Below are 14,851 nucleotides of genomic sequence, written 5' to 3'. Positions count from 1 at the left end.
GCGAAATTCCTCTCAACCTAAAGACGCCAAAGCCCCTGACCAGTAGATTGCGCCGGTCAGGGGCTTTGGTTTGTATTAAAATCCTAATAAGTACTTCCTGTGATCCCAATCAGTCGCGTCGATTGCCGACTTAGTTGGTCTGATCAATCGCATTGTAGACCGTCTTGGTGGCTGTTTTAACGTACCAGCCAATGCCAATTTGGGTGGCATCTGGATCAATCAAATTCTTCCGGTGTCCCCAATCAGAATCGGCATCATGATACAAGTACTGGTCCGCCGCGTCTTTGCCAAAGTCAAAGTCCAAGTCCGTATAGCCACTAAGATACAAGCACTCGGACCACATGGATTCTCCGGTCACACCAAAGCTGGGCGCTTCCTTTTCAAAAAATAATTGGCCCTGGGCATCCGTGTGTGACAGACCGTTGATTGCCCCATCATCCTTGGCGCGTTGGTTGGCCAAGTTGGTCAGCTGATCATTTAGCGTTAACGGGGCCGTGCCCAATTTAGCCCGTTCCTGATTAACGACCGCCAAGAAGCTTTGCGACTGCTTCTCTGCCACAAATTTAGCCGCCTTTTTACTGGTTGTTGTCGTTGACTTCTTCGCCGCTTTACCAGCAGTCAAATACCCGTGCCAGATCCAGCCTTTCGCCTTTCCGCGACCGATGTAGTAGTAAACGGCCTTTTTGTGATTGGCCTTGCGAATCGTTGCATGCTTGGTCACCATAAACGTCGTGTGCGGATAGTTTTTAGCATTATGTACAACCTTGGTCAATTTAGCGTTCCGGTAAATCTTTCCCTTCTTCGCATGATAAGCCTTGGCATGAACTTTGGTCGTTTTTAGAACCTTGACCGTCGTCTTCGCCGATGCTGGCACAGCACCTGTCGTCATCCCGCCTACCGCCAAAGCTACAACCAACAAGCCCATAAAGCGCTTCTTCAAACTCATCAACTGAATACCTCCTTCTTTACTTGCTTAATTATATACCGTCCGTACAAAAAAGCCACTCTCCATGAGTGGCTTTTGCAAAACAACCTCACCGGATACGTCAGCGTCCGGTAACTTTTAATTTAACTTGCTGCAAGCCATTTGGCGACCCTCACAAACACGACTCACTCAGTCTGCGGCTGGTCCCCGTTTCGCGCGTTCCCGCGTCAAAATGTCGCCGATCAACCGGGCCAGCGTGATGGTTTTCATTTGCGCTTCGGCCGCCGTTTGGACCTCGGCGTAGGCCGCCCGTAAGGTATCCTGAATGTTGCCACCCACGATGCAGTGCGGATTGGTCTTGTCGTCGACGTGCAACAGGTTGCCGGTGCCTTCGACCGCTTGGTAAATGTCAAAGAGGGAGATGGCTGCCGGCTGCCGCGCTAACTTGGGCGTTGCCGACCCTTGCTGCGTCGCCAACAGGCCCGCCCGCCGCAACGCGCCCATCAGGCGTCGCACCAGCGCGGGATTGGATTCCACGCTGGCCGCAATCGCCGTGCTCGACAGATCACCATCATGACAAATGGCAATGTACGCCAAAATATGAACCGCATCACTTAATTTATGCGAGTAACGCACAAACAGACCCCCTTCACCAGTATTCATCGAACCATTATACCCGCTTAACTTTTGGCTGCAAGGGCTGCCGTCAAAAAGTCCGGCAGCGATTGGGCGGGGTGGCCCATGATTTGCCGATAATCGTCCGTGACCGTGGCCAGTAGGCCCTTGGCCCCGCCGGCGTACATCGACGCCAGCATGTGGCCCTCGTGCCCCTGGTCATACATCGTGGCAAATTGGGCCAACGTGACCGGCGCGTAACCGATGGCTTCTCCGGAGACTTGGCTGAGCACCTGGGCCAGCGCTGGCATGGTGTAGGAACGTTCCTGCGTCAGCGTATAAACGGGACGGGTCCACAGCCGCGGCGTGACGGCGACCTGCGCAAAGGCGGCCGCGCTGTCGGCCAGGCTGATGAAGCTCAACGACGCGTCTCCCACCGGATAGATGACGTTGTGGCGGTCGACCAACTCGGGCAGATACGGCACCAGCGGATCGGCGTACAGAGCGTTGCGCAAAATGGTGTACGACAACCCCGATGCCGCCAAGCGCCGCGGCACATAGCCGTAGAACGCCGACAGGTCAAACGGATTATTGGCCTGGTCAGCGATGAAGCCCATGACGATCAAGTGGTGGACTTGCGCCGTTTGCGCGGCCGCAATCACATTTTCAAACTCCGTGACCCGGCTGAAGCTGTCATGACTCTTGCTGGGCACGTAAATGACCACGTCGGCATCTCGCAGGCTAGCCACCAGGCTATCGGCCTCGCGATAATCCAGCGGCAAAACGGCCATCCCCCGCTGGGCAAACGCCTGGGCCTTGGCTGGAGTGTGGACCCCGAGGGTGATTTCAGTTGCGGACACGCGCTGCGCCAGTTGGTCGACGATTTGGCTACCCAAATGACCGGTCGCACCGGTAATCACGTATTTCATTTGGCAAAACTCCTTTACTTTTTGATGTTACTTTTATCGTTACATGAATGACGACCACTTACAAACATTTTGACTCATTCCCCAGCATATTAAGCGCTTTCTGTTAAGTAAAAGAATATAATAAGGATTAGGTAATTAAGCCTAAAACATTTTCACTAAGGAGTGAGTGACGTGGGTCAACAATTAGCAGGAAAAGTGGCCATTATCACGGGTGCCGGCTCCGGCATGGGGAAATCCATGGCGGAATTATTTGCCAAGGAAGGCGCCAAAATCGTGGCCGCCGATATCAACGAAGACCGTCTCAACGAAGTGGTTAAGGCCATCACCGACGCTGGCAATGATGCCGTCGCCGCGGTCACCAACGTTACCAAGGAGGCCGATGTGGTCGCCATGGTTCAAAAGGCCGTCGATAGCTTTGGTCACCTGGATATCTTAGTCAACAACGCCGGTATCATGGATAACATGGCGCCGGTCGGCACGCTGACCAACGAGTTGTGGGACCGCGTGATGACGGTCAACACGACCAGCGTGATGCTGGCAACGCGGGAGGCCTTGAAGCTCTTTACCAAACAAAAATCTGGCGTCATCTTAAATATCGCCTCCGTGGGCGGTATCGGTGGTGGCCGCGCCGGTGCGGCTTACACGGCTTCCAAGCACGCGGTGGTCGGCTTGACCAAGAACACGGCGTACATGTATGAAAACATGGGCATCCGGACCAACGCCATCGCACCGGGTGGCATCAAGACCAACATTGCCGAATCTATGAAAGGGATCGACAAGGAAGGCATGGAACGTCAAAGCGTCGGCATGCCACTGTCCCCAGAACCAGGAACCGGCGACGAAATCGCCCAAACGGCCCTATTCCTCTGCTCGGACGCAGCCAGTTACGTAAACGGAACGGTTGTGCCGGTTGATGGCGGGTGGACTAGTTATTAAGATAAGAGTGCAAAAACGGGCGCTTAGGTCCTGAGCATTAGTGAGAATAAGACCTTCTGTTCGGCATCGCCGGGCAGGAGGTCTTATTTTTACTAAGCGCAGGGACCTGCCCGTTTTTGCACGTTTCGGAAGCCGCCAGGACCAGGATAAAATGGCGAAAATATCTCGAACGCACCGAACCAACAGAATCCCACAAAAAAGCTCCCCAACTGCGCCAAACAAAAAAGCCTGAGACCACATCTCAGACTCTTCCCCACTACCGCACGCCCAGGTCCACGCCGCCATCCACGTGGAGCACCTGCCCGGTGACGAAATCATTTTCCATCAGGTACAGATAGGCCGAAGCGACTTCCGCTTTAGTTGCCACGCGTTTCAACGGCACGCCCTGCGCAAAATCCTGTGCCTGCTGGGCCACTTGCTCGGCGCTTAACTGGCGCCACAAGCCTGTTGGCGTCCAGGTTGGTGCGACCGCGTTGACCCGGAAGTCTGGCGCCAATTCGACCGCTAAGCCCGCCACCATGGTATTGATGGCCTGATTGCCGATGATGGCCCCGGATGCGTCATCCGGATGGCCGCCCGCGCCGGAAGTGAAAATCAGCGAACCGTGTTCGTTTAAATGCCCGACCGCCGCCTTGGCCAGTTGGAGGTTGGCGAAGAATTTATCCTCGATGGCCTGGCGAATGGTAGCCACATCGTTGTCCAAAAAGCCACCGCCCATGGCCCCGCCTAAAAAGGACAAGACGTGGTCAAATTTGGGCTGGCACGCAAAGAAGACCGCCAGCTGGTGCGGGTCCTGCGCATCGAGCGCGGTGCCCGTTGCGTCCGTTCCTGACAACTGGAGTCGCGTCAACGCGGCATCCACGTGGGCCTGGCTGTGGCCAATCACGTGCACACTCGCCCCCGCCTGTAAGGCCTGGCCGGCGACCGTTTCGCCAAATCCCGATGTGCCTCCGACAATTAAAATTCGCTGTTGTGTCAACTTCATTTTACGCACCTACCATTCTTTGGTCTTTACCAGCCATCATACAACAATGGTCACAAATTGACGACCCATTCCGTTATCGTTACACTAGTTAACAGGATAAGTCGATAAGGAGACGATTGGGTAAATGATGTGGGCAGTTTTTCTGATAATTGGATTTCTAGTGGGACTGTTAGTCCTCTCAACTGGTGGCGGCGGTGCGGCCATTTACCTGGGCCTGTTGACCAGCGTCTTCGGGTTGGCGCCCGCGGTCGCCGCGTCCACGTCGCTGTTCACGGCGTTTCCGTCGTTGGTGGTGGGTGCCTACGGCCATTACCGCACCGGCCAGATTCACTTTAAGGTCGGCAACCAAATGCTGCTGACGGCTATCCCCGCCACGGTGGTGGGTGCGCTGTTGGCGCCGTACATCCCCAACGACATCTACACCTGGATCGTCGCCCTCATTTTGGCGGGACTCGGCGTGCAGGTGCTGATCAAACGCTTCATCATGACCAAAGCCAAGGCACCCCGCCATCAAAGTGCTCAGGCTGCCATCTACGGCATGTTGAGCGGAATCATGGTCGGCGTCGCGGGCCTGAGTGGCGGCGGTCCCATCATCGCGGGGCTGTTGGTCTTGGGGCTGGACATGTTGCCTGCCGCGGCGACCTCCTCTTACGTGCTGGTCGGAACGTCGCTGGTGGGCCTGCTCTTTCACCTGTCGGCCAACAATATCGATTGGCAAGTCGGCATCTGGCTGATGATCGGTGCTGTCCTGGGCGCGTTGTGTGCGCCAAGACTGTTGATGCACGTGGATCCGGCCAAACTCAACTATTACCTCAAGCCGTTCATGGGCGTCCTGCTGATTTTCATGGGCGTGCGCATGCTCTTTTAATCCCAAAATGACCTTGACCCACCGCGTGAACGTGATGAGTCAAGGTCATTTTTTATAGTTAAAACGTTGCTAAACCAACGTTTGACAGCAATCGTTCAGTTTTTCCACCAATTAGGGGGTTACAAATCGCGATTGGATTTCGTTAGTACTAGTAGAGGATTAATACCGCCGCTTCCGGTCAACCGCCACGCCGGTCGCCAGCAAGGTGCCGGCCAAGACGAAGCCGACCGCGCTCAGCCAGTTTTCATTGGCCTCACCGGTTTGTGGCAGGCCGTCGCTCAGACCTAAGGCGCGCAAGATGTTGTTGCGGACGGATTCGAGTTGGGCAACCAATTCGGTATCCCCCTTGGCCCGGGCCGCAGCGATGGCGGCGTCGACCTTGTTCAACAAGGCCTCTTCGCCAGCAACATCACCGTTTTCTTCAAAGTTGATCAAATCGTCTTCAAAGTCTTCGGCTTCTGCCTCGGAGTAGTCGGGGTGCTCGTGTTCGTAGGTCAAGTCCTCTTCGCCACCGTTATCCTCTTCGGTGTCGGGATCAACGACATTCGGTTCCTCGGTCCCTGGCGTTTCCGTGTCCGGATTTTCAGTGTCAGGTTCTTCTGGATACGTGGGGATGCCAGGAACTTCGATGCCGGGGTGGACGGGAATTTCAAAATCATTCTCTTCATCGTCGACGTCTTCTTCATTGTCCTTGTTGTCTTGCAGGTCCCAACGGTGAGTTTCCGCGTTGACCACCACTCTGTCGGCAATGATGTTGCCGTCGATGTTGGCATCGGCAATCACGTCAGCGGATGGCGCCAAGATACTGCCTTGGAAGGCCTTCTTAAAGTCCAGCGTCCCGGTGTATTGCTTGTCACTGGCCTGGCTGTTGTAGAAGTTCCACAGCAAATGGTTGTCCCCAAAGTCTTCCGTTTCGTGGTTGTTCCGTTCGGTCCCATCGCTGTAGAAGACCTTGATCTGGGAGTTCACGTTGTAGTCGTCGTTGCCACCGGTATCCACGTTGATGATGACCGTGGTCCCGTCAGCGTCTGGTGACAGGCCGTAGATGGTCAGCGGCGTATCGCTGTTCAATACGTCCGGCGTCAGGTTGATGACGATCTGGTTGTTTTCGTTAGGCGTCATGTTCGTGATGTCGATGACCCGGTTGTTCTGGTCGTCAAAATCACTGTTACTAAACGTCGCATTGCTGGACTGGTTGGCCAACGATTCATTTAGGGCCTTCAGTTTCGCAAATTCGGCGTCGAAATCAATGTAGGTTTGGCCATTTTGGTCTTGGTAAACTTCACTGGCCAGCAGGTGGTCAATGTATTCGCCGTTGATCATCGGCCGGTTGGGATTGCTGATGTCGATCGTAATGCCTTCCCCGAAGACGACCTTGTTGCTCCGCGTGTCCCCACCGGAAACGAAGGAACTGTTGGCAATATTGGTGACATTTTGGATGTACGAAATATCCTTGTCCAACAATTCTTCAATGATATTGGTCCCAAAGTTGACGTTCCCAATCAGGTTTTGCACGGCAATGTTCCCGTTGGTGTGGGCGTTCAATTCGGCCTCCCGCGCAAAAATGTGGAAGACGGAGGAGACACCTAAGATGTTGTCCAGGTCTGGGTAATCATCGTAAACGCTACCGCCGGCTTGAATCCCGGTGTCAGCATAAGGCGTCACCGCGGCAGCCGTCGCGTTGGTGCCGGCGAGCTTATGTAGTAAGTTGCTGATGGATTGGACTTTCGACGAATTGGCTGCGGCCTTAGCGATTTGGCTTAAGCTGGCGTGGTCATACCGTTTTGGTGCGGTCGCCTGTTTCACCGTTTGCTTGATGGACTGCTTCAAACTGTGGTCGACCTTCAAGGACTTCGGTGTCGTCAGTGACTTCTTATTGACCGATGCAGCCGCCTTGACGCTGGTCGTCTTCTTCGCGTTACTAGACTGGACATCTGAGTCAGCCGTGTTCGACTTATCGATTGACGATTCACTAGAGTCACTAGATTGGCTTGATGATTCACTGCTTTCACTAGAACTAGTGGCAGACGTGGCTGAAGGGTCGCTTGCAGACGAGCTGGTAGCGCTACTTTCACTACTGCTACTTGCACTACTGCCGCTTTCCCCGCTGACCACTGAACTGCTGCTAGAGCTAGTCCCAGCAACATCGGCGTTGGCGATCACCGTGGTCCCGGCACCCAGCGTGACTAAAAGCACAGCACAGGCGAAGACCCAGCGACGGCCACTCTTGTACATTTTAAAGTGCGTCCGTTTCGTTTCCATATTGATTTAATCCCTACCTTTCCCAATAAGACTCCACCCCTATTTTCGTCCTCCCGGCGGCAACAATCAACACAATTCGCTAATTATTTTAAACAAAAATTGCTTAGTTGTCCGGTAGTTCACCACATTGATGAAATTGGATAGAAATGGGCAAAAAAAGAGTGGCCGCAACGAAAATTTTCGTTGGACCACTCGCGATGAATCCATTTTTTCAATTAGTGACGACGGACCTTCACGCCCATCCCTAACGTTGCTAAGGCAACTGCTACGCCGGCAGCAATCAGCTCAGCGCTATTCTGCTCGTTGGTTTGTGGTAACGTCGTTGGGGTCGCAGTCCGCTTGGCAGCCAGGCGGTTCGCGGTGGCTGGTTGGTGAGCCACCGGTGCCTTAGTGCCCCGCACAACACGGGCACTGTTCTTGGCTACTAGACTGACCGGCTGACCGTTTCGCTTAGTCGTGTTCTTAACCACGCGGTCGGCTTGACCGGCTGATTGGTTCGTGGTTTGGGCAGTTGGCGTCGTAGTATCGATGGTGGCACCATCCCCGCCAGTTAACGGCGTGGCCGAATCATCCGTGGTTGGCGCAATGATTTCATCCGCGTCGCCACCAGTGACCGGCGTATCTGGCGTCGTAGTTTCCGGCGTGGTTGGCGTCGTGTCCGGGTTAGTGGTGTCTGGCGTGGTCGTGCCGCCAGGGTTGGTGGTGTCGGTGTCGGGATCCTTAGTATCCGGATCAGTCGTGTCTGGGTCAGCGGGGTCCTCACCATTCTTAACGGTGAAAGTCAGGTTGACGCCGTATTGATAGGTCTTCTTGTTGATGACCGTCAGCGTGTAATCGCCGTCCGGCACATCCCCGATGGCCTGCAACTTGAACCCGCCATTACTGGTGGTAACGATCTTAAAGTATTCGCCAGCAGTCCCCGGATTGTAAACGATCATCGGGTCGTCCGTGGCAATGGCCCCCGTTGCATCTTGAACCCCAGCGATGACACCAGCCACCGGATCAATTTCACGATTCTTGGACGTCAACGTGTAGGTTGGACCGGTGACCGTTTGGAAGTCCATGCTGGAGAGCCCTTGGGCATAGCCTTTTTGATTTTGTACCCCAGAAGTTAAGTGGTTGTCTGGCAAATATAACGTTCCCGTGTAATGACTCATGTCGGTCAAATCGCCGGACAGATTATTATCCGCCGCGTACAATGACGCCAAATTAGGAAAGTTGTCAATGCCGCTTAAATTACCGGTCAGCTGGTTGTAACCCAGCATCAACGTCTTCAGACTGGTGGAACTTCCGAGATCCGCTAAAGTCCCCGTCAAGTTGGCATTCGTCACGGTAAAGTTTTGCAGGTTGTGATAATTTGTGATGTCTGGCAGATTACCGGTCATGCCAGAATGCGTGATGCTTAAAATCATCAGTTCTGGGTTGTTACCAAAGGTTTGCTTAAAGAAAGTTGGAAAATCGACGCCATTCAGCGCGCTGTCAGTGATGTAGACAATGCTCAAATTCTTAGCAAACGAGAAGTCAATCCAACCAGCGGCCGGTAAGTCACCATTTACTTCAAGCGTTCCCAATCGGGTAAAGTACTGTAACCCTTCCAGACTCGTTGGCATGCCAGCTGCATTGCTAATGGTCAAGGAATTCAGACGAGCCAAATTTTCAGAAAGGTTAGCATCAGTAACCGTGACATCCCCCTCCTGATTCCACCGGTTGATATCATATTCAACTGCGGCTCGCAAATTGGCATCCGGCATCCAAACTGATGCATCCACACCGTCAATGCTGGAAGTGGCAGTCTTCATTAGATTAGTCCGAGCGAGCCGCGCTGGACCGTAAGTAGCTGATGTATTCAGGTCGCTAACCGCCATTTTGTCAGTGTCACCGGTTTCATCGATCTTATCAGTGGTGTTATCCGTATTGCCAGCCACATTGCTCTCAGGACTTTCATCCTTGACCGTGTCTGGTGTGTCGTCGACAACATCATCAGCTTGTCCTGACTGGTCATCGACGGGGGCTTGTGGTGCCGGTTCGTCGTTAACATTATCCTTGTCTGAACTAGCATTCACATCAGCATCCGATTGCGGTGCGCCAGTGTTGTCCTTTTCTTGATCACTGTTGGCGGCGTCGTTGCTCGTATCGTTGGCGAGATTGTCGGAATCGACGTCATTGTCAGCACTGTTTTGAACATCGCTTTCTTTGGTCGTTGAAGACGTTGTTGTCTTTAAGACCTGTTGCTTATCTTGCAAATTGCTTGCTGGTTGGACATTGCTGGACGAAGCGTCATTACCTGACGCATCATCGGCTTGAGCCGTGGTGCCCGCACCAACGAGTCCTAGACCTAAACTCATCACCGTGATGCATGCGAAAACCCAGCGTTTGCCTGCCTTGTAGCTCTTGTAGTGCTCTTTCATTGTCCCTAATTCATTCCGCATGATAACTTCCCCCTAATGAAGTTTATGTGCTGCACTCGCCCTAGTCATTCATTTTTACGTTACACATTTGTTAATGTGGGTAATCTTTTCTACACCCTTATTGTATCCCGTTTCGCAAGAAAATCAAGCTTAATTGTCAGGTGATAAAACTAATTACCCAAATTACTTGTTTTCTCGAAAAATATTTCTTTTGACGGCTACTAGTTGGTGTTTCATTAAAGGTTTTACCTAGTTAGTCACCGCTAAAATCAAGGCCAATTTCCCCAATAAATTCAGCGAATTACGTAAATTGTCTAATCCGTTTCGATAGCGCTTTCGTTAGACTAATCGTTAACCCTATATTTGTTATCTGAATTAACTTAGACATATTTCGACAAGCAAAAAAGCACACCAAGTCTCTGGCATGCTTCATTAGGTCTATTCACGTTTGCGGTGTCGCCAGACAAGGCCCACCACGCCCAGTAGAAGTCCCCAGCCGCCATACCAGACCAGTTGGTTCTTGTGCTGACCAGTTCGCGGTAAGAGCGGTCGTTGCGACGACGACTGGAAATCAAAGCTCGCCAGTCGGCGTGGTAACTGCGGTGCAGGCGTCGCGGCTATCGCGTCACTGACCCCGGCGTGATTAACGGGTGTCACGGGCGCTACCACACTGGCCGCCCCCGCCTGATACGCAGTTGACGTTGATGATGCTGGCTCAACCGTAGCCGTTGGCGTGGCTGATTGATCCGGTTCGGTCGGTTTAGTCACCGTTGATGGCGTCACAGGCATCGGTACAGTTGGCTTCGGATCCGGTGTCGCTGGAGGGACAACCCCCGGTGCCACTGGTGGCGTCACCCCAGCAACTGGCGGCTTGGAGGGCGTCGGCTTAGACTGGTCTTGCTGGTAAACGAACTTAATCGTAATCGGATCAGCGGTGTATTTACCTTTGGCATTTTCAGGCAATGGCGTTTGCAACGTGTATCCCTTAATTTTTATCGCTAGCTCTTCAGCATTGTAGTCATCGTCCACAAAGCCCTGGGCAAGTTTTTGGTCAGGTGCTATGGTCTTTCCGGATTGGTCTTGATAGTGAACGGTGATGGGACCGGCTGTCTGGCCGATGGTGTAGGGTTGGATGACGTACCACTCAACCCAATCGTCATTATCGTTATCTGTACCTTTTTCGACTTCTCTTCTCAATGCGTTTACTTCAGCCACCAAATAATAATAATCCGATAGTGGTAACTGAGTTTCTTCAAGATTTCCTATTTCTCCTGACTGTTGGTCTGGAATATTTTTGAATATCAAGTCTTTTCCTGCATTATTTTCAGTGATATCTTTTTGCGTCAATGTATGATAGGTTACATAGCTCCGCGTATCGGAATTAATATCCTGATAAAGTTTTTCAAAAATCGGCGATAATCTCGCTTTTTCACCGGTGGGCAGCCAAAACGACGACTGCATATGATAGCTTCTGATTTTAGAATTCACTTTAACTGGAGGCAACACAGCATATTGACTTGCCAGATAAGTTTCACTATAACCGCTATTTATCGGCCTGAAATCTAAAATGTGGTTGTAGGCCAAATGCAATTTCGTCAATTGACTTAAATGCTGCAGCGGCGAGACATCTTCGATACGATTATACGATAGCAGTGCAGATTTCAGATTAGGCATATAGGCCAGTGGAGAAATATCAGTTATATCGCCATGTAGATGATAGGGGTGATTCCATCCCCCTCCGCCTAATGCAATTCTATCCATGTTTTTGGCGTATTCTAACCCTTTCAGCGAAAATTCGGTTTTCCCATCAATATAGGTACTTATTCCATCCGAATGATAACTCCCGATTATACTCACATCACGTAGCAGGCTCATGTCCTGTTGCGTAATATCAGTGACTTTTTTCCAGGTTCTATCTGGATGAGAATCTACTTGATCTCTATCTCCTATCTGTAGCGTCCGTAAAATTGCCTTTTGCAATCTCGGATTCGGCATCCACTCATCAATCGTTCGATCATCATAAGCCATAACTGGAACTGACTGGTCAGGAGCAGGTTCAGTTGATACTGGAATACCCGTCGGCACAACGGCCACAGCCGACTCATCCGTCAAAGCACCCACTTGATCCGGCTGTTCTCCGGCCGCCACGGGTGGTGTCGTCACCTGTTCCGCCGCCCGGGCAATCGCAGGCTGGTCTGCCTTGGTATCGGGTGTAAGCGCCGTTGTCAGCTGTGCCTGCGCGCCGCCAGTCTCATCTTTCTCGTCATCAGTTGTCGTCGTATCTCGATCAGAAGTTGGACCAATTTTCGGCTTGCTCGCTTCATCATCTAGTACCTGCGTCTGACCAGCTGCCGGTTCGTCTTGCTGGTCCGCTGAGGCCGGCGTGGTCATTCCCAACTGCCAACCAACGCTCATCAGTACCATTGTTGAAATTATCACACTTTTATCAGCGTTATCTGTCAATAACTGTCTACTTTTTCGTTGTCCCTTACTCACTTAAAGATCCCCCACTTTCTGCTCATCCCCAGCTGAATCCCCCGTTCAGTCGCCTAGACCACTAACGAGTTAAGCACTAGTATACGACAAAATAAGTCAGAAAGCTACTATAATATTAATTATTTATCGTGGTAATTAAATAATTATAAAATACAAAAAGGACAGAACCTCAGCCCTGTCCAACTTACTATTTTTGTTTTTTCAACAATCTCATCCACCACCGCTTACCTAGCCAACCGTTAACCACCGTTATCAGCAATAAAGCCATCCCCCACCAAGCCCAGGCCCGTCGTTCATCGGTCTGTGGTAAGGTTGGTTGCCGTGGCGTCAATTTCCGATGTCCCCCTACTTTAGGATGCGCAACCGCTTGTTGTAAGGCTGTTCCGTGACCCGGAATTGCTTTTCTTCTTGGCCTTTGTGGCGTCTTCGTCAGCAGGTCCCCAATCTCGGCATGCGTGACTGGCATCGTTGGCGTCACCGCACTCTCCGTACCGGCCGACGGCATCTCAGACGTGGGCGCCACCGTGACTGGCGGCTGGTTCACATCAGTTGGCCCAGTCACCGTTGGCGGCGTCACTGGTACTGGCGATCCTGGAAAGATCGGTTCCGTCGTCGGTGGTACCACTGACGTTGGTGGTATCACTTCTACGGGCGGTGTCACCCCAGGAACTGGTGGCCGCGTCGTATCTGGTTTCACTGGATTTTTCCGGTAAACATAGGTCACCGAGATGGGGTTGGCAGTGTACTTCCCTGCCGCATTATCCGGTGGCGTCGTCAGCGTGTATCCCTTAATGGCCGCAACCAACTGACTGGTATCATAAGCGTCCCCGACATTTCCCTGCGGCAACGTTCGGTCTGGCGCCAGCGTTTGTCCCGTCTGATCCTGATAATGGACCGTGACTGCCCCAGCTTTCTGGATAATGGTGTAGGGCTGAACCACGTACCATTCGATATCCCCGTCGGTCGTCTTAAACTCATCCGTATCCGGATAAGCCTCCCCCATCAGGTAATAATAATCAGGTAAGGCAATCTGATGATGGGCCTGATTATCCTCTAGACCGCCATGATCACCTGGCAACTGATCCGGAATATTTTTAAAATACAGGGTGCCCCAATCATCATCAGTCTCGCCCAAATCGATATCAGTATCCGGCATGGTGTGGTACTCAACGAAATTCCAAAGATGCCCCGTCTCGGTCAGTTGAAATGAAATATTTTGTCGCAGATAATTTGCAAGCGTCGTTCCCAATCCCGCCACTGCCCAGGGACCATTCGGCTGTATGTAAGGTGACGCCATTTGCGCCCTTCGCGTCTGGGCATCTACCGCAATCGCAGGCAACGTCACCAGTTGCCTAGTCACTGTCAGTTGGCGGAATTCATGGCCCATCAACGGACTAAAGTCAGCGATACGATTAAACGTTAAATATAACCGGTCCAACTGCTGCAGATGCCGCAGTGGTGAAATGTCGGCAATTCGGTTGTTATCTAAGGCTGCATATTCTAGCTTAGGTAGATAGGCCAGCGGCGAAATGTCGACCACGTCACCGTACACTTGGAACGGTTCATTTTGAATGTGTCCACCACCCAACGATAATGTTTCAAGATTCACGGCGTAAGCCAACCCTTTGAGCGAAAATTCCGTTTTGCCATCGATGTAACTACTAATACCATGCGACTCGGCATTTCCCGTGACGTACAAACGCTGCAACCGCCGCATATCCTGCTGGGTAATTTCCCGCTGCGTGGCCCAGGTCTTCCCATCTGTTTGGGACGTATCCCGTAGCGCTAACCAAACGGCGCGCTGCAAGATTCGGTTCGGCATCCACTGATCAATTGTTTCATTCGTATAGCTCGCCACTGGAAATTGGTAGGGGCCTGGCGTTGCGGACGCTGGTTCACTCGTGGTATCCGCCGCGGTGTCGGCACTGACTGGCTCCGCGGCCGTCGGCACAGCAGTCATGCGCGTAGTTCGTCGGCTAGTTGGCACTGGTCCCTGGCTCTTGGGCAAAGTCGCCTGAGCCACCGTTCGCGCAATCGCCACTGCATCGACTGTGTTATCCGGGGTCACAGCGCTTGTTGCTTTCTTGGTGGTCACAGTAGCCTCATCAAGCGCCTCAGTTGCATTGATTGCGCCCCCATCTGCCGCATCATCCCCGTCGTCATCCCCGGCCGGTTCGTCACTTGCCTTCTCCACTGCCGCTGCTGGTTGTTGCTGACTGGCAGGCATCGGTGTCTGGTCCGCCGCGGCCGGGATCGCCGTTTTCAGTTGCCACCCCAGGCTCACCAGCGATATTAGTACGATAACCCCGTATTTATCCGTATTAGCTTCAAAATATTTTCGATAACGTTGTCGTTGGACGTGCAAAATCCAATCCCCCCTGATATGAAATAGCCTAGTGTCGACGAATTTCTAATCACTTCATCACT

General features: G+C 52.4%; 10 protein-coding genes. 2 read left to right on the top strand and 8 right to left on the bottom strand.

Features of this window, described 5'->3' with window-relative positions; genetic code table 11:
* Positions 1–130 precede the first annotated feature (130 nt).
* The 3 genes from EGT51_RS03110 to EGT51_RS03100 all read right to left on the bottom strand — a co-directional run bounded on the left by EGT51_RS03110 (position 131) and on the right by EGT51_RS03100 (position 2,469).
* Positions 131–946: a CAP domain-containing protein gene (locus EGT51_RS03110; RefSeq protein WP_135367346.1), complete on the bottom strand. Its 816-nt coding sequence runs from the start codon at positions 944–946 to the stop codon at positions 131–133.
* Between the two features lie 168 nt (positions 947–1,114).
* The gene (locus EGT51_RS03105; RefSeq protein WP_135367345.1) at positions 1,115–1,561 is read right to left on the bottom strand and encodes an Rrf2 family transcriptional regulator; all 447 of its coding nucleotides are present in this window, start codon (positions 1,559–1,561) and stop codon (positions 1,115–1,117) included.
* Positions 1,562–1,605: 44 nt separating this feature from the next.
* On the bottom strand, positions 1,606–2,469 hold the full coding sequence (locus tag EGT51_RS03100; RefSeq protein ID WP_135367344.1) for an SDR family oxidoreductase: 864 nt from the start codon (positions 2,467–2,469) through the stop codon (positions 1,606–1,608).
* Positions 2,470–2,640: 171 nt separating this feature from the next.
* On the opposite strand from EGT51_RS03100, the gene EGT51_RS03095 reads away from it, so the two are divergent.
* Positions 2,641–3,405 (top strand): glucose 1-dehydrogenase, encoded by a 765-nt coding sequence (locus tag EGT51_RS03095; protein ID WP_135367343.1) that lies wholly within the window; start codon positions 2,641–2,643, stop codon positions 3,403–3,405.
* A gap of 256 nt (positions 3,406–3,661) precedes the next feature.
* On the opposite strand, the gene EGT51_RS03090 is transcribed toward EGT51_RS03095, so the two are convergent.
* A complete protein-coding gene (locus EGT51_RS03090) occupies positions 3,662–4,390 on the bottom strand; it encodes an SDR family oxidoreductase (RefSeq protein ID WP_135367342.1) in 729 nt (242 codons plus the stop codon).
* Positions 4,391–4,517: 127 nt separating this feature from the next.
* On the opposite strand from EGT51_RS03090, the gene EGT51_RS03085 reads away from it, so the two are divergent.
* Positions 4,518–5,258, top strand: coding sequence for a sulfite exporter TauE/SafE family protein (locus tag EGT51_RS03085; RefSeq protein WP_167850130.1), 741 nt, complete (start codon positions 4,518–4,520; stop codon positions 5,256–5,258).
* 159 nt (positions 5,259–5,417) lie between these two features.
* On the opposite strand, the gene EGT51_RS03080 is transcribed toward EGT51_RS03085, so the two are convergent.
* From EGT51_RS03080 to EGT51_RS03065, 4 genes are all read right to left on the bottom strand, one after another.
* On the bottom strand, positions 5,418–7,520 hold the full coding sequence (locus EGT51_RS03080; protein WP_135367340.1) for a collagen-binding domain-containing protein: 2,103 nt from the start codon (positions 7,518–7,520) through the stop codon (positions 5,418–5,420).
* 215 nt (positions 7,521–7,735) lie between these two features.
* On the bottom strand, positions 7,736–9,949 hold the full coding sequence (locus tag EGT51_RS03075; protein WP_135367339.1) for a KxYKxGKxW signal peptide domain-containing protein: 2,214 nt from the start codon (positions 9,947–9,949) through the stop codon (positions 7,736–7,738).
* A 417-nt stretch (positions 9,950–10,366) separates the two neighbouring features.
* Positions 10,367–12,424, bottom strand: a complete 2,058-nt coding sequence (locus tag EGT51_RS03070; RefSeq protein ID WP_135367338.1) for a MucBP domain-containing protein — start codon at positions 12,422–12,424, stop codon at positions 10,367–10,369.
* 187 nt (positions 12,425–12,611) lie between these two features.
* Complete coding sequence (locus EGT51_RS03065; RefSeq protein ID WP_135367337.1) at positions 12,612–14,789, bottom strand: MucBP domain-containing protein; 2,178 nt, start codon at positions 14,787–14,789, stop codon at positions 12,612–12,614.
* Between the last annotated feature and the right edge of the window lie 62 nt (positions 14,790–14,851).

Origin of the sequence: Levilactobacillus suantsaiihabitans, assembly GCF_004745505.1 — a bacterium.
Classification (GTDB): Bacteria; Bacillota; Bacilli; order Lactobacillales; family Lactobacillaceae; genus Levilactobacillus; species Levilactobacillus suantsaiihabitans.
This window is presented reverse-complemented; position numbering and strand designations above follow the sequence as displayed.